Source organism: Paenibacillus hemerocallicola (assembly GCF_006265175.1).
GTDB classification, from domain to species: Bacteria; Bacillota; Bacilli; order Paenibacillales; family NBRC-103111; genus Paenibacillus_AB; species Paenibacillus_AB hemerocallicola.
Genome location: NZ_VDCQ01000038.1, coordinates 68,978 through 90,248, shown reverse-complemented (window position 1 = coordinate 90,248; position 21,271 = coordinate 68,978). Strand labels below are relative to the sequence as shown.

18 protein-coding genes are annotated in these 21,271 nt (G+C 37.7%); 3 read left to right on the top strand and 15 right to left on the bottom strand.

The features are described 5' to 3' along the window. Nucleotides 1–61 precede the first annotated feature (61 nt). From FE784_RS42930 to FE784_RS24010, 4 genes are all read right to left on the bottom strand, one after another. Complete coding sequence (locus FE784_RS42930; RefSeq protein WP_139604803.1) at nt 62–121, bottom strand: group II intron maturase-specific domain-containing protein; 60 nt, start codon at nt 119–121, stop codon at nt 62–64. Nucleotides 122–133: 12 nt separating this feature from the next. Next, complete coding sequence (locus tag FE784_RS42460; protein WP_218103802.1) at nt 134–553, bottom strand: reverse transcriptase domain-containing protein; 420 nt, start codon at nt 551–553, stop codon at nt 134–136. Further along, on the bottom strand, nt 546–863 hold the full coding sequence (locus tag FE784_RS42455) for an RNA-dependent RNA polymerase family protein (RefSeq protein ID WP_281287152.1): 318 nt from the start codon (nt 861–863) through the stop codon (nt 546–548). Before FE784_RS42455 ends, FE784_RS42460 begins: the two co-directional genes overlap by 8 nt. 938 nt (nt 864–1,801) lie before the next feature. After that, entirely contained in the window at nt 1,802–2,260 is a 459-nt protein-coding gene (locus tag FE784_RS24010; protein ID WP_139604798.1) for an Lrp/AsnC family transcriptional regulator, read from the bottom strand. Nucleotides 2,261–2,432: 172 nt separating this feature from the next. Between FE784_RS24010 and FE784_RS24005 the strand changes: the two genes are divergently transcribed. Next, complete coding sequence (locus FE784_RS24005; protein WP_246132151.1) at nt 2,433–3,608, top strand: serine hydrolase domain-containing protein; 1,176 nt, start codon at nt 2,433–2,435, stop codon at nt 3,606–3,608. Nucleotides 3,609–3,730: 122 nt separating this feature from the next. Continuing rightward, on the top strand, nt 3,731–4,951 hold the full coding sequence (locus FE784_RS24000) for an MFS transporter (RefSeq protein WP_139604796.1): 1,221 nt from the start codon (nt 3,731–3,733) through the stop codon (nt 4,949–4,951). A 191-nt stretch (nt 4,952–5,142) separates the two neighbouring features. On the opposite strand, the gene FE784_RS23995 is transcribed toward FE784_RS24000, so the two are convergent. The 10 genes from FE784_RS23995 to FE784_RS23950 all read right to left on the bottom strand — a co-directional run bounded on the left by FE784_RS23995 (nt 5,143) and on the right by FE784_RS23950 (nt 19,577). Beyond that, nucleotides 5,143–5,574, bottom strand: a complete 432-nt coding sequence (locus FE784_RS23995; protein ID WP_139604795.1) for a universal stress protein — start codon at nt 5,572–5,574, stop codon at nt 5,143–5,145. A gap of 2 nt (nt 5,575–5,576) precedes the next feature. After that, nucleotides 5,577–6,812, bottom strand: coding sequence for a CynX/NimT family MFS transporter (locus FE784_RS23990; RefSeq protein WP_139604794.1), 1,236 nt, complete (start codon nt 6,810–6,812; stop codon nt 5,577–5,579). A gap of 220 nt (nt 6,813–7,032) precedes the next feature. After that, the gene (locus FE784_RS23985) at nt 7,033–7,599 is read right to left on the bottom strand and encodes a helix-turn-helix domain-containing protein (RefSeq protein WP_139604793.1); all 567 of its coding nucleotides are present in this window, start codon (nt 7,597–7,599) and stop codon (nt 7,033–7,035) included. A gap of 192 nt (nt 7,600–7,791) precedes the next feature. Continuing rightward, nucleotides 7,792–8,136 carry a carboxylesterase family protein gene (locus tag FE784_RS42035; RefSeq protein WP_246132152.1) on the bottom strand — a complete coding sequence of 115 codons (345 nt, stop codon included), beginning with the start codon at nt 8,134–8,136 and terminating at the stop codon, nt 7,792–7,794. Between the two features lie 442 nt (nt 8,137–8,578). Next, complete coding sequence (locus tag FE784_RS23975) at nt 8,579–8,767, bottom strand: DUF6547 family protein (protein WP_139604792.1); 189 nt, start codon at nt 8,765–8,767, stop codon at nt 8,579–8,581. A gap of 798 nt (nt 8,768–9,565) precedes the next feature. Continuing rightward, nucleotides 9,566–10,465, bottom strand: a complete 900-nt coding sequence (locus tag FE784_RS23970; RefSeq protein WP_139604791.1) for a hypothetical protein — start codon at nt 10,463–10,465, stop codon at nt 9,566–9,568. Further along, a complete protein-coding gene (locus FE784_RS23965; RefSeq protein ID WP_139604790.1) occupies nt 10,462–12,339 on the bottom strand; it encodes an AAA family ATPase in 1,878 nt (625 codons plus the stop codon). The genes FE784_RS23970 and FE784_RS23965 overlap by 4 nt, the downstream gene beginning before the upstream one ends. A gap of 1,055 nt (nt 12,340–13,394) precedes the next feature. Next, nucleotides 13,395–17,114: a YobI family P-loop NTPase gene (locus FE784_RS23960; RefSeq protein WP_139604789.1), complete on the bottom strand. Its 3,720-nt coding sequence runs from the start codon at nt 17,112–17,114 to the stop codon at nt 13,395–13,397. A 390-nt stretch (nt 17,115–17,504) separates the two neighbouring features. Further along, nucleotides 17,505–19,205, bottom strand: a complete 1,701-nt coding sequence (locus FE784_RS23955) for a TniQ family protein (protein WP_139604788.1) — start codon at nt 19,203–19,205, stop codon at nt 17,505–17,507. A 15-nt stretch (nt 19,206–19,220) separates the two neighbouring features. Beyond that, nucleotides 19,221–19,577, bottom strand: coding sequence for a hypothetical protein (locus tag FE784_RS23950; RefSeq protein WP_139604787.1), 357 nt, complete (start codon nt 19,575–19,577; stop codon nt 19,221–19,223). Nucleotides 19,578–19,744: 167 nt separating this feature from the next. Between FE784_RS23950 and FE784_RS23945 the strand changes: the two genes are divergently transcribed. Further along, a complete protein-coding gene (locus FE784_RS23945) occupies nt 19,745–20,086 on the top strand; it encodes a helix-turn-helix domain-containing protein (protein ID WP_139604786.1) in 342 nt (113 codons plus the stop codon). 207 nt (nt 20,087–20,293) lie between these two features. Here FE784_RS23945 and FE784_RS23940 read toward each other — a convergent pair whose 3' ends face one another. After that, the gene (locus tag FE784_RS23940; protein WP_139604785.1) at nt 20,294–21,271 is read right to left on the bottom strand and encodes a TniB family NTP-binding protein; all 978 of its coding nucleotides are present in this window, start codon (nt 21,269–21,271) and stop codon (nt 20,294–20,296) included.

Sequence of the window (21,271 nt, the reverse complement as noted above, 5' to 3'; positions counted from 1 at the left end):
AAACGACACCAAGACGCTATCGTCAGACAGACCGTCCGAAAACCTGTTGCTTATGCCCGTGTCAACGCTGGCCGTAGTAATTTCTCCATCCTTGTATGACGGGATTGAGCTTGTCTACCATTTGTTTGGGCGATCAGTAGAGCACAGAGCGGGGGGCGGATACTTCCTTCACCTTTGCCCGCATCTTCTTCATCGCTTTCTTGGATGGAAAACTACGCAGGTCATAGAATTTCCCTGCCTTAAACAATCCGGGCATTCGCCGGTGGTGGAATCCCAGAAAGTCGAATCCATCCTTATCCAGCCACAGGTTCACTATCTTGGACTTTTCCGTATTCCTCGTCAGTTCCAGTTTCTTGAAGACTCTCTTGAGTACTTGAATGGCTTCAAGAGCCTGGGTCTTTTGTCTGCATAAAATGACCAGATCATCTGCATATCGCACCAATGTGCCAACGTGAGAGAATTGCTTCTCCCATATAGTATCTAGGTAGTTCAGGTACATGTTTGCAGGCAATGGCGAGATGACTCCGCCTTGCGGGCTCCCGATTTCAGTCACGGTACTGTCCATCCTCCATAACACCAGCCGTCAGCCATAGGCGAATGAGCTTCAGTACTCTACGGTCACTAACGCGCTGTTCCACGAGCTTTAGTAGTTTGTCATGCGGGATGTTGTTAAAATACCCCATGATGTCTACATCCACCGCCCAGTAGACCCTTCCGTAGTTTACCGTTTTATGTATCCGCTCAATCGCCTGCTTTGCGCTTCGCTTCGGTCGAAAACCAAATGAGCAGTCTTTGAAGTCCGCTTCGAATAACGATTCAAGTACAATTTTCGATGCCATTTGTACCAATCTATCCCGGATCACGGGTATTCCTAGCGGGCGTGTTTTCCCATCACCCTTCGGTATATCCTTCCTTCGCACCGGCTTGGGACGATAGGTATTCTCCAGCAACTGCTACTGCGTATCCCTCACGAATTGCTCTTCCCCGAACTCCTGAACGATGTGGTGTATCGTCACTCCGTCCATACCGGCACTGCCACGATTGCCTTAACCCGTCTCCATGCTTCCCACATGACATCTGTTCTGTACACTTTGTCGTACAAGGCATGAAACCTGCGCTTGGCATTTGCCTTCGCCGCAACGTAGAGGGTTCTTTGGAGTTCTCGAACTTTTACTTGGGTGTAGTTAGCAGATTTCACTGCATTCACTCGCTCTTACCTCCATCGATACCCGTGAACAAAGCAAGGGTGCTTTCCTCCTCCAGGTTGTGTTGTCCTGGGTTCACAGGTACTTCCACCCTCTCCGACTCCCTTCCCGCCGCTCTCCATTTCACCCTTCGGGCTTATAGGTTCGCGCTTTACGACGCTGTCGTGCGAGGTAGGGTCTCCCTAGTTCCAGTCATAACTGTGTCTGCATGCCGATCCCCATACACCGGAGGGTTCGTCCGTGCTGCTTCTCCAAGTCCTTCACGCGTTCCGTGGCCTTCGCCATTCAATACAAAGCTCGGCTCCCTCTTGTCCCTTTCGGGTTCGATATGACGATGCGGCAGGATTCACTTTATGTTACGGCCTGCAGTTTTGCCTCCAATGTAGAGCTTTTCACAGGGCTTCATCCTTAGGCTCTCACCACCAGATACCTGCTAGCTACGAGGCGGCTTGGTCCCTACCTCGGTTGGACTTTCACCAACAAGTTATGCCTAGCTTTGCTAGGCGCGCTATTGAGCTATCGTACTCCGTTAGTTCAAAAACTAAGGTGAATTTCCTTCTTTCTACTCATGTCGATTTTTCGTTTTTTACGTCTATCTAACTCAGCATGTTTAAGTTTGCTTCTTCAAGCAAAGGTAGGAGAAATTTATGATTAATAGGAGATGACATCACGATTAGAATCGTGTAGGTCCCGTATTTATCACATTGATTTCCGAACTCCTCGAGGGATTGTGTGGAGTCCGATATTACTTTCAATAAGTAGTTGTGTTCTCCGCTTATGCGGTAACATTCGACGACATCTGGAGTTGAGCGGCAGAAATCGAGGAATGCGTGACAATCGCTTGTACGAAATAGGATGTAGGCGGCAGCATGTTTTCCGATTTTTTCTGGGGAAACAATGGTGCGATACTCCTTGATGATCCCCTTTTCCTCCATACGCCTAACTCTCTCCGTTACTGCGGGTTGTGATAAACCGACAAATTTGCCTAGTTCCGTCATAGAAATTCTCGCTTGGGATTGAAGGTGAATAAGGATTTGCTTATCAACATGGTCCATCGAAATCGTCTCCTTTATATTTAAGGATTTTTCTATAGACTAGCTTGTTTTTAATTGTCGCAAGACCAATATACCTTTAATGACTTATGTAATCAAGGTAACTAATTTTATATAATTAACTCACAATAGTGAAGTATTTAAAGCTTTAACTATTCCGAAAGGATGAAGAATGTTGAGTAAGACGTACTCGAACAAAGTTAATCCTGACTGTTTACCAGGTCGTATCGATGAAGTAATCGATCGAACGCTTGCCAACAAGAGGTTGGTCGGCGCTGTCATTAAAGTGGCGATAGATGGGGCACTGGCATATAGCCGCGCTGCCGGTCTTGCCGACCGCGAGATGAACCTGCCCATGCGAGAAGATGCCTTATTCCGGTTAGCCTCGGTTACTAAGCCTATCGTGACAACGGCCTCCCTAGTACTAGTTGCGCAAGGTCACTTAAAGCTTGACGACCGTGTTGATCGTTGGCTTCCAGAGTTTCGGCCGCGTTTGCAGAACGGTGAATTTGCCCCATTGACGATTCGTCACTTGATGACGCACACCGCAGGTCTGACTTACCGCTTCTTTCAAGAAGAGAATGGTTCCTACCAGCGCGCTGGGGTATCGGATGGCATGGATTACTCCGACATCACGTTGGAAGAGAATCTGCGTCGCATCGCCTCTGTTCCACTTCTTTATGCTCCAGGCACCGAGTGGAAATATTCCATCGCGACAGATGTTCTGGGGGCAGTGATTGCGAAGGTTACAGAAATGCCGCTAAGCGAAGCCATTCGTTCGCTAGTGACAAAGCCGCTAGGCATGAGCGACACCGGGTTTACTGCAGCCGACCCAGAGCGACTTGCCACTGCCTATGCCAATGAAGCTCCAGAGCCACGGCGTCTGCATGACTCCGATACCATAGCCTTTTTGAAAGGCACAGCGGGCTTCCGGCTTGCCCCTGGTCGGGCATTTGACGACACTGCCTATCCGTCCGGAGGAGCCGGCATGGTCGGCAGCGCCGGGGACTTTTTGAAACTGCTGGAAACATTACGCAAGGGTGGACCGCCCCTGCTGCCGGAATCTCTGGTTCGAGAAATGACTACCAACCAGATCGGTGATCTGCCAATGGCCTTTTGGCCAGGGCGAGGCTTCGGCCTAGGTATTACGATACTCAAGGATCCCGTCGCCGCAGCCACTCCGGAATCCCCGGGTACTTGGCGCATGGGTGGCACCTATGGTCATTCGTGGTTCGTCGATCCTAAGCAGCGGCTCAGCGTCGTGGCGTTCACCAATACCGCATTGGAAGGCATGTCGGGTCAGTTTACCGTTGACCTTTGTCAAGCCGTTTATGATGGGATAACAAAATAGAAAATGAACACAAGAGCTTGGTCCGGTATGAACCGGCCAAAGCTCTCAGTGTAGTAAAACGCGATTAATCGCTTTACAGTGGATCCTATAATCTACAATTTATAAAGAGAGGTGCTTCTGAAATGAGCCAAAACCCAACTTCTGTCACACAGAGTGCCTCCATCGCTCCCTCTTCCGAACGTCTCCCTTGGGCTGGACTACTCACCCTTGCTATGACGGGATTTATCTGTATTCTTACCGAAACGATTCCGGCCGGCTTGTTGCTCCAGATAGGTGAGGGGCTTGGAGTCTCGGAGGCCCTTGCGGGACAACTCGTCACCTTGTACGCCCTTGGTTCACTGTTGGCCGCGATTCCCGTAACCACCGCGACACGCGGATGGCGGCGGCGACCACTGCTACTATTGTGCATAGTTGGTTTTCTCGTATTCAACACCGTCACCACTCTTTCTTCCAATTATACACTGACGCTAACAGCTCGGTTCTTCGCGGGCGTATCCGCTGGCGTCTTATGGGGTATGATAGCAGGTTATGCCCGCCGTATGGTGCCGGAGTCACTCAAGGGACGAGCTATGGCGGTGGCAATGGTCGGTACGCCTCTCGCCCTGGCGCTCGGTGTCCCTGCTGGAACACTTTTCGGCGCCCTTGTGGGCTGGCGTTCTGTCTTCGGGATTATGTCGCTGCTGGCTCTGATACTGGTCGCCTGGGTGCTTTGGAAGCTGCCGGACTATCCAGGAGAGGCCGCCGATAAGCGGCTCCCACTCTATAAGGTCTTCGTTATTCCCGGGGTGCGGCCGGTACTATTTGTCGTTCTGGCTTGGGTGCTAGCACATAATATCATGTATACCTATATTGCACCGTATCTTGCTCAGGCTGGGCTTACCCAGCGCGTTGACTTGGTACTGCTTATTTTTGGCATTACAGCGTTTGTTGGCATCTGGGTCAACGGTGTATTGATCGACCAGAAGCTGCGGCCATTGGTTCTGATCAGTCTCGCTGCTTTCAGTTTGGCGTCCGTTGCACTAGGCATAAGCAGCAGCCAGCCCGTCGTGATATACCTAGTGATTGCGGTGTGGGGATTAACGTTCGGGGGCGCGGCGACATTGCTGCAGACAGCTGTTGCTGAAGCTGCTGGCGAGAGTGCAGATGTGGCCCAGTCGATGCTAGTAACAGCGTGGAACCTAGGCATCAGCGGCGGCGGTGTGATGGGCGGTATTCTTATCGAAACACTTGGTGTCGGCTCCTTCCCATGGGCATTGTTTATTCTACTGATCCTTGCGTTACTAGTAGCGTGGCGCGCTAGAGAAAACGGATTTCCTTTAAAAAGGCGGCGGGCTGAATCCTAGAATACGTTTATCCGTTTCATACAGCATCCATAACTCATTTAATTTCATAATTAATCCCTCCCAATTCACTTAGTAGTTCTAGCTTTTCCGTGAATTGGGAGGGATTAATCTGTGTACTCTTACTCAATACAAATTGAACTATCGTTTTCCGTTAGTATAACAATGCATCATCTCTGCAGTTCCCGATGGAGTTAATGCACAATGAGGACTGGGCAACTTGATAGCTGTGAAACCTTGTGGCTGACACTTCCAAGCATCATTTCTTTTATGCCCCTTAGCCCACGGCTTCCAATAATAATGAGTTGCTGCTCGGTATCCCTTGCATAATTTAATATTTCATGTGCAGGATCTCCCTTAAGATGAACTGTTTCCGGGCTAATCCCCGCAGATTCTAATTTAGATTTGGCTTGTTGCAACTGTTCCAAACTCGCTTTCTCCATTTCGCTCAATATTTCTTCCAAGAAATTCTCTGGTACATATGTCATGCCATTCGATACATATTCCTGGCTGACATTAACCAAAGTAACTTGAGTTTGTTTGTTTCGGGCTATTTCAACGGTTGCATCGAGGAGTTTGTTCGTTATTTCAGCTTTATCAATTGCCACAATAATTTTGTCAAACATATTTATCGTCCTTTCCGTGGCAACTCGTAACTATTTCGGCTACCTACAAAACGGTTTCTTGCTGCTCCTATACCGACTAATAAGAGTAAGACCGAAGCGCCAAGCAGAATGAAAAGTGGCAGGTTCCAACTATTTGTCGCATCATGCAGAAATCCTATAAGGGCAGGACCGATCGCGGCAAGAAGATATCCGATCGATTGCGCCATGCCAGACAGTTCCGCTGCTTGATGCGCATTTTCAGTACGTAAACCGAAAAACATCATGGACAAACTAAAGGCGCAGCCTCCACCAATTCCGAGTATTATAATCCACAACAGAATGATTCTGGAGCTTCCGTATAGAAGTCCGAGCGTTCCCGTCAAAAGCAAAATGATTATGATGACCACTAACAAACGTTGGTTAGACATGCGCCCAGCAATAACGGGGACAATAAAGGTAAATGGAAGCAGAGCTAACTGCATTATCGAGAGGTACCATCCTGATTGGTTTGAGTCAATTCCTTGCTGCTTTAAAATTTCAGGCAGCCATGCGATCAACACATAGAAAACCATGGACTGTATACCCATAAACAAGGTTACTTGCCAGGCAAGAGGGGATCGCCAAACATTCACATCGTTGCTGGCCATCTGTTGACTCGTCGTGGTTGTTTGCTTCGTTTGATTTCTTAATTGGGGTAACCAACAGAGAATCGATACAAAGCTTAGAATCCCCCATATGCCCAATGATCCCTGCCATTTTAGACCTGCGTTCACGGCTAGCGGTACACTGATTCCCGATGCGATTGCTCCAAATAAACTCATTGAAATTGAGTAAACACCTGTCATGGAGCCAATTTTATTTGGGAAATCCTTTTTGATTAAACTTGGCAATAATACATTACATACGGCAATTGCGAATCCAAGAATTGCTGTCCCAATATACAGATTAGCTGCGCCAGATAAAGAACGTATTACAATGCCAACAGTCAGAAAGATTAGGGCAATCAAAATAATACGTTCAACCCCATACCTTCGTCCTAAATTTGGTACTAGAGGCGATAATAAAGCAAAGGCAAGCAAAGGTACCGTTGTTATCAGGCCTGCTAATGTATTTGAAATACGAACCTCATCCCTTATGAGACTCACTAAAGGACCGACTGAGGTTAAGGGAGCACGTAAATTAGCTGCAATAACAATAATCCCGATTATTATCAGTCCTATAGAGGATGGTACGGCTTTTTTATTTTGTTTGTTCGGCATTCCTCATCTCTCCTTCCTGAATTCATACGTATAATTTGTTTCCTGCTGATTGAAAAACTATGAAATAACATCCGCGCGAACAATAAAAGTATAGTATAGTATACTATTTTTAACAAGAAGTATTTTATACTACACTTGAACTCATCTAAAAACAAAAATACAACTCTGAATTCCCGTCATGGAATTCGGAGTTGTATTTAATAAGTGGAATTTTCGACTTTTAGAAACCATACTTTAAGGATATATGGAGCACTGTTTCGCTGTTCGTATGATTGGTATAAGAGTGAGGACAATCTGCACGAAAACTGATCGTATCATATTGATTCAATGTGTAAATCTCTCCATTGACTTGAATTTCAATGGAACCAGTCATTACTGTCGCAATTTCAGTTGTATTCACATGATGACCTTCAGGGTGATACGAGCTATTTGGCTGTAAGTAAGCCCGACACATTTCAATATCGTTGCTTGCGTTTTTAAAGACTGGTTCAATGATCCAATTTTTTTGATCATTAGAAAAACGCAGTCCTTCGCCTGCTCGATACAAACTAACAGGGTCTTCTGATTTGAACAAAGCCAATAGCGGTAAAGATATGCCTTTTGAAATTTTCCATATAATCGCCAAAGTTGGATTTGTCTCGCCACGTTCGATATTCCCCAGAGTAAGTTTGCTTACACCCGTTAATTCCGCTAAGTCGTCTAAGCTCATGTTTTTTTCTTTTCTGTACTTTTTCAAGGCACCGCCGATTTGTAATACAATTTGTTTTGATTCATCGATTTCATCCATTTGATATTCACCTCAACAAAAAACAGTTATAGCTAGTATACTGTTTATCTAGACTCTTTTCCATACAATGTGGACTACGCTCCTATACAATATTCTGACGTCTATGTAACTAATCTGCCCGTTACTTCAACGAACAACGGCAGCCTACCGTGTGCCGTCTGCCGTCATGTCGTAACTGAACTATCGTACTCGTTAGTTGAGAGATTTTTGGAAGAATTGACTGTATAGCTCGCTAGTTTGGTAAGCTTCTTCCCAAATATCATGAGCACCTTCCGGATAGATTGTAAATTTACTTTGACCACCGCATAGCTTTAAAGCCTGCATCAATTCCTGAACTTCAGTGATAGGAACAGATTTATCTAAGGCTCCATGGAAGGCCCACACGGGTACATTCTTAAGTCTTTCTACACGATCTTTTGAAGCTGATCCACAAACTGGCACAATTCCCGCAAAGCGATCCGGATATTCCATAGTTAAGTCCCATGTCCCATATCCACCCATGCTTAGACCAGTGACATATATTCGTTTTCGATCAATTGGATATCTTTCAATAATGTCTTCAAGTATTGCAATTACACCATCAAAGACAAATGGCCATATGTAATAACTCGGGCATTGTGGAGAAAGAACAAAGAAAGGAAAGCCTTTGTCTTCTTCAACAAGTTTTGGTATCCCTCGAACTTTGAGTTTTTCTAAATCGTTACCTCTCTGGTCACGACCGTGTAAAAATAATATTAATGGCCACCCCGCAGAGGGAGTATTACCATTCTCAGGTTGGTGCAGCAGATATTGAAGATCGATACGCTTCTTTAAAGTAATATCTTTATAAACCTACCCGCTTTTTGAGCCATGCCAACACTCCTTTGTGAAGTCGCCTTCAATAAAGAATCAATCACAAGCCCACAGGAATCGGATCAAAAAGAAGCTATTCTTGCGGGAGTTGAGTACTATCGTGCCCGTCAATGGCTTTATACCATTTTCACTTACTTGCATCCGGCCATTCATCGCCTTCTCTTCTGCAAACCCAATCAAAATACATTTCGGAGCCAAATGGTTCTGTTGCCATCTTAACCCCATTCTTTGTAATTTCAAAGCCATCTGTAGATAGAATTTGGTGAATTTTTAGCTCTGGTATGTTGAGCATTTCATTGATATACTGGGTCTGCATCTGTCTATTCCTTTTTGTTGTTGGGTAGGACTTACAACAATACAGGAGTAACAGATGTTTTTCCATTTTCATCCTTGGGCTATTTCGTCAAGCACTGTTTTCTGTTTTGACCCTTTATTATAAAAGGATTGAGATATCTTCATGCTTAACTGTATAACTAAATATATTATTTGAGCAAAGTCAAGATGCTCTAAACTATGTAATTTTTGTATACCAAATATACTTCTATTATACAATTTATTATAGAGTATCATTGATAATTCTATAATTTCCTCATGTTTACAAGGATTAGCAGAAGCACTTGAATAAATAAACCCGCATTCGCAGTTTAGAATATTTCTACGATAAGTTGAAATGATTTTATTACATTTGGACAATTTTGATTTGAACTTAAAAAAGCAAACGAAAATCTCACTCGTTTGCTTTTTCTGCATTTTTATTCAATTTTATGCATAAAAATCAAATTTCTAAGGAATTATGAAACAAACCGTCTAACGAATTATGAAACAATTCTAATTAATTCTGGAATTTCACACAAGTGTGATATTCCAGAATTAATTAGAAAACGGAGCCGCAATGCCGCGCGGCTCCGTTTTTGTTGTTGCAGAATTGATTAGAATTTAAAGTACACCGCAGCGAAAATGAGGGTTTGTTGCAGAAAGTGTTAGAAAAAATAAATAAAGCAATTATAATACCTATGCATAAAAATACACTCATTTCGAACGATCTTTAGAAATCATTTTTCATGACATTTCTCTGTCAGTTGGTAAAAAAAAGGGCCCCATTAAAGGTATTAGATTAAATCGAATTTAGTTTCTCCGTAATATCTTTTGTTAATTTGGACAACGGCCTTTTCCATAACTCTTCAGAACGAATATGATTACCAAAAATAATTCTCTTCATCTCTTCTTCGTTTTTAAACACTCCAGGGAAGTCCTTTTCAATTTCACTCAGCTTACTCTTAGGGTAAATTCTATGCCGTTTAATTAAGTCATAAACAATATCATTATGGAGTAAATACTGGTCTTTTAATCCAAAGATATCGATATTCTTTGTGATTTTGTGGCTATGATTTATTTCTATTGTAATTTGACTTTCGTCAAAAAGATAATCAGCATTAATAATAGAATAGTCAAAAGTAAGTTCGTTTCCTGTACTATTTTTTTTATCGTAAGGTGACAATGAAATCTGATGATTGCTTTTTAGGTGATTACAACTAGGACAAGACGGCACCAAATTATAGAATGACATAGCTAAAAAAGGGAATTCGTCTTTTGAAAAAAAATGGTCGAGTTGAGATGATCTCTTTACCCCCTTTGCTCCAAAATTAATATTGTTCACATAATTTCTGTTGCAATAGGGACAGACCTTAATACCAATCTTCTCAATAAGCTTCACTGCATTATAATCAGAATTACCAATATGACGACTAGACTTTGAAAAATATTCAGTATACAAATACTTCAAATACAATACATCTTTTGGATAAACTTTGCTTTTGTATTTTACAGAAAAAGTATATAAATCATCTACATCCGCTAGAACTACATCTTTCAAACTAAGTTTACTACCATTAGTCTTGAACCATCTGTCAATCTTATCAAACTTATTTATCTTTTTTCGCGTTAGATGAACTTTTAATTCTTCAAAATGTTCTTCTGCGATGGATTCCAGTTTTGTATGAGATATTGGTATCATTCTTGTTCCAACCTATCTTGTAATCTTCTTATTTCTCTCCTTATTTCTTCATTACTCATTGTCTTTTCCTTGTTTGAATTATCAATGCTTAGTTTATCGAGATACATTTCAATGAGCTTTTCTTTTAATAAAGGTTCGCCAATATTGTCAATTACCAGTTTGCATTTTGCAAGTTCCAGAAAATCATTGTTTTGACTTTTCAAGACAGTAATAACATGATTTATTCTCTCTTTTGCGAACTCACCAATTGTTGATGACATAAAGAACTCTTCGGACAATAGAGTGTGGATATTATTTGCAAAGGTTTGATCAGTAGCAACGAAATTTGCTATTTTGCAATAGCCTTTGTCCATATCTTTTTCTAAAGCAATTACATTTGATTTTAACAAATCTGAAATAATGAATGGAGAATGGGTTGTAATGATAATTTGATAATTCTTGTATCCTAATTCAATTTGATTTAAAAAATTGAATATCTCGGAGAGCATTATTCTACTCCATTCAGGATGCATAAAGTTATCAGGTTCATCTAATAAAATTATCGCTTTATGTTTCTTCGAATATCTGTTCAGTCTAAGACCAAAAAAGAGAGATGCAAATAAATTAATAAAGGCCTCTTCCCCTGAACTCATGGGTTCAACAGATAATGATACTGAATTATTTAAATAATTCATCTCACTATCACTTGAAAAATGATTCTGATCAATATACTGAAGGAATTCTTTAACAATAGAATTTTCATTAATTCCAATAGGGATTTGAACATTTTTTTCTTTGAAATAAGACATGCTTAGCTGTTCGAAATAATAGACAAGCTTATAAAAAGTATCGGAGTACTTCTTCATGTCACTCTTATCTAAATTAATGTGTTTGTTTAAATACCCACTTACAACTTCATATACAGTATAAAAATAATCTTTAGGCGTCATATTTTCGTCAGTTATTTCATTAATTTCATTTTTAAGTTTTACTATTTCCTCGGCAGCAATATCTTTGATGCTACTAAAACTATATTGAATATAATCCTCGATAAAATTCATAATGAACTTAGTTTTATAGTTAATTTTTTTTTTATTCGGTTTACCACTTCTTTTTATTAAATCTCGGAAGGTATCTTTAAAACTTATCTTAAGAGCGAGCTTTTCATCTAAATCCATGCTATATGAAATATTATTATAGACATTTATAAATACATTATCATTTAAGTTAAATAAATGTTTCGACTTTTCTTTGAACGTTGATCTATTAAAGTATGTTATTAAATTGTATTTTGCATAGTACCCAATGGAATTAGGGTTTAAATTCAGTCTACTGAAAAAGACTGTATGTTCGTTATTAATTTTATTCCCCCATCTTTCATAGTCTTCTTTAAAAGTATTTCTGAAGTTATAATAATGGATTCTTTTTATCCAATCTTCACTGAACTGGAGGAAGCCTTTGAACTCGAAACCACTCTCACTTTTTTCTAGATACATACTGTAAGGATTGGAAACTAATTGGTTTTTTTCAATTGGAATTTTATGAATATTTTCTTTAATTAAAGAAAAATCACTTCCCTCAATTGCAAAAGTATCTTCTGATATATGATATAACAGAAAATACTCTACTTCTGACAACCTCTTTCTATCGTTCATTCTCATACCTAACAAGTCCAGAATGTTGGTTTTGCCACTTCCATTTCTACCAATTATGGCAGTTACATTATTAATCTTCTCTTCTTCAAATAATGAAAATACTTTTTTGGGGAAGATCTTAAGTTCGCGAGTTCCATTCTTATTATTAATATTAAAGGATACATCGTACTTCGAAGAAAAATTAAAACCAATTTCGTGTATATTTCTAAATTTACCTACCCATAGATAAATCAATTCCATTTCAATCAACTCCGTTTCAAGCAAATCAAATAAAATTCCTTTAATACTATCAATTGAGTTCACATGTATTCCTTTGTTTAAAGAACTTCATGATGTATCTTTAGTTGCTCCCCCAATTTCCCCATATCTTGACGAGTCAATTCAATTGATAATGATTTTTGAAGCTTGAAAAAATCGCTCTGTTATTTTCTTTATTTAAATCTTTCAAAACATTCTTCACTAAAATAAATACAATTTATCTATCTCTGTATCAGTAATAACAGTAGTTCTTTTTACTACTCGCCGTATTTCATAAGTTTTTCTCTTTGAATTAAATACGTAATTCCACCCGGATTCTTTTACAATGGTCTGGATATCTTCCATAGTTATCTCACTTTCATAAACATAGCTTAAAATTCCAACTTCAGTACTTTGAGGTAACTACTTCTGCACTAATGGAACAAAAATATTTGCTAAATTCATATGTGTAATTGGACATCTTTTATTATCTAGTATATATTCAACATATTCTTGATATTTTTCAACTAATTCTCTTAAAGCGTTCTTCCCCCGTAAATCTTGCTTTTGGTCCCCAATAAAATAAGTATTTATTACTTTACCATGTAGATACTTCTATAATTCCGGAAAAATTGCCGTCTATATCTTGTGCCTCAACTACAAATACAGAGTCTAGATACTTCAGAATAATTTTTAAAAGTCTCTCGCGTCTTTTCTTTATCTCACTTCTATCTCCAGTTTTTCTAGAAACGACCCATTTTGCAGTTAGTAACCTTTTCTACATGGATTATTTTATTATCTCACTGAAGTGATTCAGCAGTTATCTGTACCATCATTTATAGTGTGATGGAGACAATGTAGGAGAATGGACTGCATCCCTTTCAGTACTACCTATTCGAGTAGCCTCTACAGTTCGCAGATCCGAGAGATCCCTAAGCGCTTGACAAGTTACTGCTAGCTTAGCCTAGCCCTCACTGAAGACAATGTGCGGTTATTTGTCACTTACCATCGTTCCAAGTGATACCACAGATAAGATGTTAAGTATTGCTAATTGCTACTTATGATATCCTCCGTCCCCTCGCTCTATAGAATTCAGGCTCACTCTTTTCTGTATCAAAACCATATATCCAGTTCTTTGACTCAAAGATATTTAATATTTTTTCGTTATGGTATGTTTTTTCTACTTTAGGTCGCTTTCCGGAAAACAAACTTAAAATATCTGATTTATCCAACAAATTTAAACATGTCATCGTTTGGACTAGATCTAATTCAAGTAAATTCATAACCAATATATCATCCTTATATTCCGCTAGAATTTGATCGGAATCAAGAAGATCACATAGGAGACTAAAAGGTACTTTGTATTCTCGATTAATGATTAGTTCAATATTCTGTTTACTTACTAGACTTATCTTAGATTTTAAATTACTCATTCTATCGTAGTCAGTAAACAAATAAGGAAGATCATCAATTTGTAGGTTATGCTCTAAAATATGTAGGATAATGCTTTCAGAGTATTTGTTATTCGTTACTGTAATTGGGTCGGATGTATAACCAAGTAGCTTGATTTTTGGTGAATCAGGTATATCATCTTGTTCCAAGATAACCATAAGTTCACTCTTTAAAAAGTTATCTTCACTTATCACTTCAGTTGCATAAACTTCGATGTTCTTTTTCATAAAAAATAACAGTTCATTAGGATAATTTTCTCTCATGAATTGTAAATTGTAATTATTCATTTTTATAATATCTCTTGAGATTAGAATTCTAATCTTGGATCCTGAAACTTCTCTAAAAGTAAATTCGGTATATTCCCAATTTAATCCTTGAATGAAAGTATCATATCTATCATCGCTTAAATCATTACATTTAATTATTTTTTCAAAGAAGAACACTGTTTCTTCGGAGCCAAAATTTACACTTATTTCATCAATATCTATAATAAGATTCGCTAAACTGCTGTTAACGAAATTGAGCAAATGTTCATCTAGATCGTTGGAGTAATTAAAATAATATTGAAGAATATTATGGACCGAGTACTGAACTTTTTGTTGATTAAAAATGATAGGCCATAGTTCCATATCTGTAACTCTATCAAGATATTTCAATTGTATTGCAAGGTAATTAATATACATTAATTTATTGACATCTCTTATTTCCAAGTTATTGATAAGTTCTATTGCAGCTTCTTCATCGTCCTCTACCTTAGATCCACATTCTTCAAGAATAATTTCTAGATATTTATTTATGTTTTTCCTTAAATATATGAGAAGATTTTCATGAGATTTTGATAACACTAGCGTGTAATTTTTATGCCTATATTCTTCTGTATAAGGTAGTTTGTATTTTTGTTCTAAAATAAGTGAGATCATGTAGTTATTAATTTGATAAAGATCAGACTTATAAACCTCATTAAACAGTGCTTTGTTGGCCTTTTCATAATCAATATGTTCAAATTTCACATTAAGAATGCAGAGTTTTTCGATAATCAGTGATATATCTGGAGTATCAATATTCAAGAAATCTTTTTTATTAGATATGTACATACTCAAAAAATCATCGGAATTAAGTGATACAATAGTCTCAGCAGACGAATAGTTTAAGGAATCAATAATATACTGATGTATAAGGGAATCTGAAAATTGACCACTCTCTACTACACCCTTAAAGACATTTGGCCAAGCTTGGTTAATTGTTTTTATAAATTCAGGCGTTTCTTCACCTCTACCATAAAACTGTGCAATAAAGTCGAATCTCCTTTTATTTTTTAGTTGTTCTATAAATCTATTCAAGTAGGAGTGTCTTGATTTTAATAAATGCCTGAAAAGATTAAAATTTAGTGTTTCTTCCTTGTCGAAATCAGTTTCTATTAAGCGTTTAATAATAAGAGTGGGATCATTCAATTCATACGTATAATCCTTAGCAAGTTCATCCGTCACACTTCTAAGGAATATTTTGTCAATTCTACTGATACTATTTTCATAGAAGTATGTCATATAATCCGGATATGATTCGTCTATGTAGCCCTTGCGTATTAAGTATTTAATTAATGGGAAGTATGGATCTATTTTAACGTCTTTGTAAGAATTGATATCCCCTATTTCATAAGAAAAAGTAATCTCAAAAATCTCACCAATGTTTTCCTTTGTTATTAATTCATGCAATTTTCTATTGATTATTTGAGACATCTCATTCCTATCTCTTAATATTTCATTTTGTATTACTTGAACTGAATTAGTTGCTTTTTTTTCGATAAAACGTTTTCGTTCAACATATTCGGGATTATTCATTAATCTGTTATAAACTTCTTGAAAATTATACTGCACTCTACCGTGCCTATTCTGATGATATACATTATCTGGATAATTTTTCATTGCTTTAACAAAGGCTACCCTTGATATAAAGGCATCTTCTCTACTATTATTTACATCTAAAAAATGTACTCCAGTAACTAAATATATTGCATCTAGTTCATCCAGATCGTTACACATTTCAATCTCGATTGTTTGAAGTTCTTTTTCCATAACTTGAATTTTATTTTCCATCTGACTTAATTTTTTTGTAATAAATTTGTCTTTATTAAGAAACAAATTATAGACATACCCTCTTCCCAATTGTAATTCACTAAAGTCACGAGGGAATATATTTTTATAAGTGATGATAGCAAGTAATTTATCGTTATTTAATTCAGTTGACTGTATACGGTCATGATAGATGACATATTCATTATAGATATTCTTAAGAATACGCATGTCATCTATATATAATGAAAGTCCTTGTAAAAAATGTTCATCAAACTTATTCAAAATTCCACTGGACATAAAATGACTAATAAATTGATCATATGAATTTGAACCATCTACGATAGGAACAATTGGAATAATAAAGTCAAAAAACTTGGTCCTATCTTTTGAAATAAATGTATCGTCACGAAGCAAATAAAAAAAACGAATATTCTTTTTTGATTTATTATTTATTAACCAATTAATCTCCCGAAGTTTCTCAAATATTTGATTATTATTAAATCTGTCCATGTCCTCGAACACAATTACGTCAGCTCTTGCATTTTCGAAAAGATATAGTACCTCATTAAGATATTTATCAAAATAAGACTCTTTAGCATCCTCAAAAAGCTCAATTTCGCTTCCTTGAACCTTGAATTTTTTAAACATTAATTTATTGTACTTTACCATTTTAATAATCTTATCAGTGATAAAAACAAGCGCTACAGCACATAATACCCCAACTATAAAAACAATTATCTCGTTTGTAGTAAATGCTAAAGTTTGTTTAAGCCAAGTATTAGAAGAATTCTGAATAATTTTTTTCCAAGAACTGAATTTAAAAAGATAAAGCGTGAATAAAAAACATATTACAAATAAGATTGCCGTAGTAAACATCTTGAAATTAGATATTGTTCTTTTAACTTTAAAATTAGTATGAGGAATGCTTGCTGGATCAATTTGATGAATAAGTTGATTGAGAATTTTGCCTTCAAGTGTTGAATCCAGGATTTGTTTATCTTTAGGAGTATCAGATTCGTCTTGTTTTGATTCAACCGATTGAAAGTGAGCAAGCGAGATAGTTAAAAACTTTTTCTTCGTTTGTTTCGCTTTATACGTTTCAATAACACTGCTTTTTCCCGCGCTATATGGCCCTGTTATTGCAATATTTTTCAAATCGTTTTCACTAAAAACAAAATCAAATGCTTCTTCATATATTCTTAAGTCAGCATTCCGTATAGGAGTAAGTTTTTGGAAGTTTTTTTCTGGCGCCATAGCTAAATCCACCTTTTACAAGTGATTCAATACAAGATTGTTTTATCCTCTGAAATCCCATCTTCAACTACCTTAGAGTCATTATAGTCTATTGCAACTATTAATATAGGAAGAATTCTAAGAATCTATTGGAATTCTTGGATAATTGTATGAGGGTCATTTGAGCAGTAAGTTATCTTCATCTTGATCATTTTGTTTTGATTCACATCTAATCCCCCAAGAGAAATAATTAACAATAATTATAGATCATGGGATATCATACGATAGAACCAAATACTTGTCCATAAATATCCAGAATATCAAAAATTCAAAAAAAGGAGGTTAGTTTTGTTTTATCAGAACAAGGGTATAAAAACCGTTATAGTGTCTCCATTTAATTGGTACCAAGAATTATTTATCAATTAACACATCAATCTCATCCTTATCAAACAAATAATGCTTCCTCCCGTCAGAAAGGGAAACTATTCGCTGCGGCACTATTTTCCCCTCTTCGATGTAACGCCTCATTTTCTTCTCGCCAATATGTAATATTCTCATTACATCACTCATGTAGTAACCTACAGCTTCTTGAAACGCAGCCTTGATCTCTACGTTGCAGTTATTTAATTCATCGATAAGATAGTAGTTATCAATAAAATTATTACCCGCTGAAACACGTACAGGATGTAGCATACCTTTCTGTGTATACTCAATAATACGATCCACGGTTAGATGACAAACAGAGAACTTAATTAGCGCATGATGAAAACTAATATAGCCTTCAGTAATATTCTTCACGACAGTACCCCGGCAGCTATCCAATAATGTAATTACTTCCTCACGATCTAATTTCGCAGTACTAGTTGATGTTAGCTTATATGTTTTCAACACTCCGGCATTTATTAGTCTCTGAATTGATCCTCGCTCAATCCCAAGTATGAATGCCGCTTCTTTTCTTGATATCAAAGTCCCCTTTAGAATAAGGGCATCGTTCAGAGATTCTTTTCCGATCAAATAGCCTTTTAGTGACCCATTTTCTTTGATTACCAGATTGATCTTTTGCTCATCGTTTAGTTTTTCGATAAATTCATAACTCATCCCAATACTATTCCGAATTTCGTCTTTTCTGATATAGTTTCTTTTTTCTAAAAGAGTGGGATTATTCTTAAAAACAGCAAAATCTTTTCTGATACTGCCTTCGTCCACCTTCTTGATCCAGAATTCGTTATAAGCATCACGAATAAAGTGAAAGGCCTCATCGCTAAACAACCCTTCAAAGCGTTTAAGCAAGAAGTACTTTATTTGATTTTTCTTTTGAATATGAAATGCATCTAAGACACGATAAAAATTCAACGGGAACTCATGGTACATCCAGTAAAAGTTCGCCCATGCGTTCGCCATATTATCACTCGTTTGTTTCGCGCTGCACTTGTTATAAAAAAACTGTATGATGCGTTCTTTTTCATCTATAAAACTATTTAACCCTTCTAATAGGTAAAAGCTGTGATAAGCCAGCGAAAGATAAGAATGTAGAGTAAACCCGGGGAAGAAATGCTCAGACGGAATACCTTTAAATCGCTGCTGGACCTCAAGTTGGGAAAAATAATAAACTGATGAAGGCTCGACCCTGACCGGTGACGCTATCTTTTGAAAATTGAAATCACAGGACGAGCATCTGCACAAGATCAGATCCTTTAACAGAATAGCCCTATTGCAACCTGGACAAAACTCAATCAACTTTAACCGGTGGTCAATACAAGTATCTAATGGATGTAGAGTCCACTCAAACTTGAGAAAGGGGACGGGTTTTATACATTCCATGCAATATTTTACCCTTCTCTTCATGATAAGTTTCTTTAAAAAAGTGATCCCCATTTGATGCTTTATATTTAATCCGGCCATCATAGCTAGCTGTTCCGTCGTTTGTTCAGTCAATGTAGAAATAACGGATAAGTCTTCAATGTCGAATTCATTATTATTTATATAGTTTTCAGAGATATCCAGCAGGTGGGCAATATAGAACACAGAAGGGTAATGATTGCGAAGCGAAAATCTATACAAGTAACTAGATAAACTTTCTCCTTGAATAACGGCGAGACGGTTCAGTACCATATTGTCACCTTAATCTTACTTGCTCTTATTATTTTTACTTCTTATTTTATTACGCTTCCAACGCTGCTTTAAGAATTGCATTGTTTTAAAATAGTCTTCAAAGAGTTGAACACTATCTGAATTAAGATCAATTAGTTGAATTCGATTAACGACAATTAACCCTAACTTGTCATAAGGTACAAGGATAAAGTCATTACATTGCGGATCGTAGAATATCTGGACCTGCCAGCTCCCGGATGCATGAACAAGATCATACCACTTGTCTTTAATTAACAATGGAGATGAATAGTAATGATCCATAAATTGAATTCCTTCTGCGGTCATTTGGGCTGTCTCCTCAGGCAAATATGCTGAGGCAAGTTGCAGCGTCATAATCAACACTTCTCCTTTTCTCGCATTCTATTATCTAAATCTAGTAATATTTATTACCACTATCATAACAATTGATACTTATATATATCATTTTATTTTTTGATATATAACGCTGTATGTTTCATCGGACAGGCATTGTCTACACTTCATTTAGAGGAGTGGCAGCCATGTCTGAAAACGTTTTGAAGTTTGTAGGCGCCAGAATTAGGGACCTGCGCAAAGAAAGAGGCCTTTCCCAGGAACAATTAGGAGAGAAGGCCGGATTTCATTTTTCCTATATAGGCGGCATTGAGCGTGCGGAGAAGAATATTTCCTTACTGAATTTAGCCAAAATAGCGGATGCTCTTGATGTTGAGATCCACGAACTTTTTGGCTATTCCTACAGCATGAAAATGGAACTCAGTGATAAAGAAGAAGAGATTACTGAGATTCTAGATATTTTACTACGTCAGGATTTAAATGATTTGAAGAGGGTAAAAACTATAATAAAAGAAGTGTTACGAGATTAAACCAGAGCGAGTCAATTGACGCGATCTGGTTTTTGTTTTTAACTGAGAGTACGAGAGGAAAAGAAAATATACTGTAGAAGTATTGGTACCAAATAACCATTGGAGTGACTTATATAAAAAAGGCATTGGACTCATTTCCTGCATGAAATTTAAACAAGTTTTTCCTTTAAATAATCACCACAGCAGAAATGGGTAGAAGCCGAGCAGCTAGTTGCTGGTCGGCTTCTCTTTTTCCAAGGCCACATTCAAATCAAATGCCTTACCATGAAAAGGGTTAACTACTTTGGGCCTCGTTTCTAACGATAAAAGTGAAAAGCCATATTGAAAATCTCTCTCGTCCAGCTTATTCTTGCCTGCTTTTAGTGCTGTTTTAACGGAGTGATGCAATAAATGATTTAATGTTCTAGGTATCCCTAAAGTAACATAATAAATCTTTTCGGATAGATATGGGTCGTAAATATTTGATTCATCCGCAAATGGAAGTTGATAATCTAAGCTTTTTAGGAATCCCCTAAATTCCTTCTTCTGCTCTTCTGTTTGATACTTGAATCCATAGAAAGCTAATTTATAGGGGAACCGTTCATCTAATTGCTTATTTGAGGCAAAAATTCGTTTTGCATCTTCTCTGATTCCACCAAAAATAATCGGTAGATTCAAATCGTTCAACAATTGTTTCAACCAATCCGCAGCCTTCCTAATAACTCGCTGTGTATCGGTATCAATTAAATGTTGCAGCTCATCAATAATCAACAGTTCTACTTCGGCATCCTTAATATACTCCTTAACACGTGATGTAAGCTGCTTTTCAGTTCCTTTATTATAAAAAGGATCACCCAGTTTTTGTAGCAGTTTCGAAGCCACGTTTTGAGGCTTCGAATTCGAATCTAATTCTACCCGCAGAACCGGAACTGTATCATATTCAATCTTTTGATAATTTAAAGTTTTCACTTTGGTTACCTTAGGATATCGACTTTCATAGATCCTAAACAAAGTTGACTTCCCTGCTCCAGTGTCGCCTAAAATTGCAGCACCTTTCTTGAAAACGTGACAATCATGAATCACCTGATACAATTCATAAAATCGTTGGTGATGCACAACGATCTGATCTAACCACATTAATCTTTCCTTGAGTTCAGTCTCATCTATCGGGGATCCATCTAAACGAAAAAAAATTGGCTTTTCCAT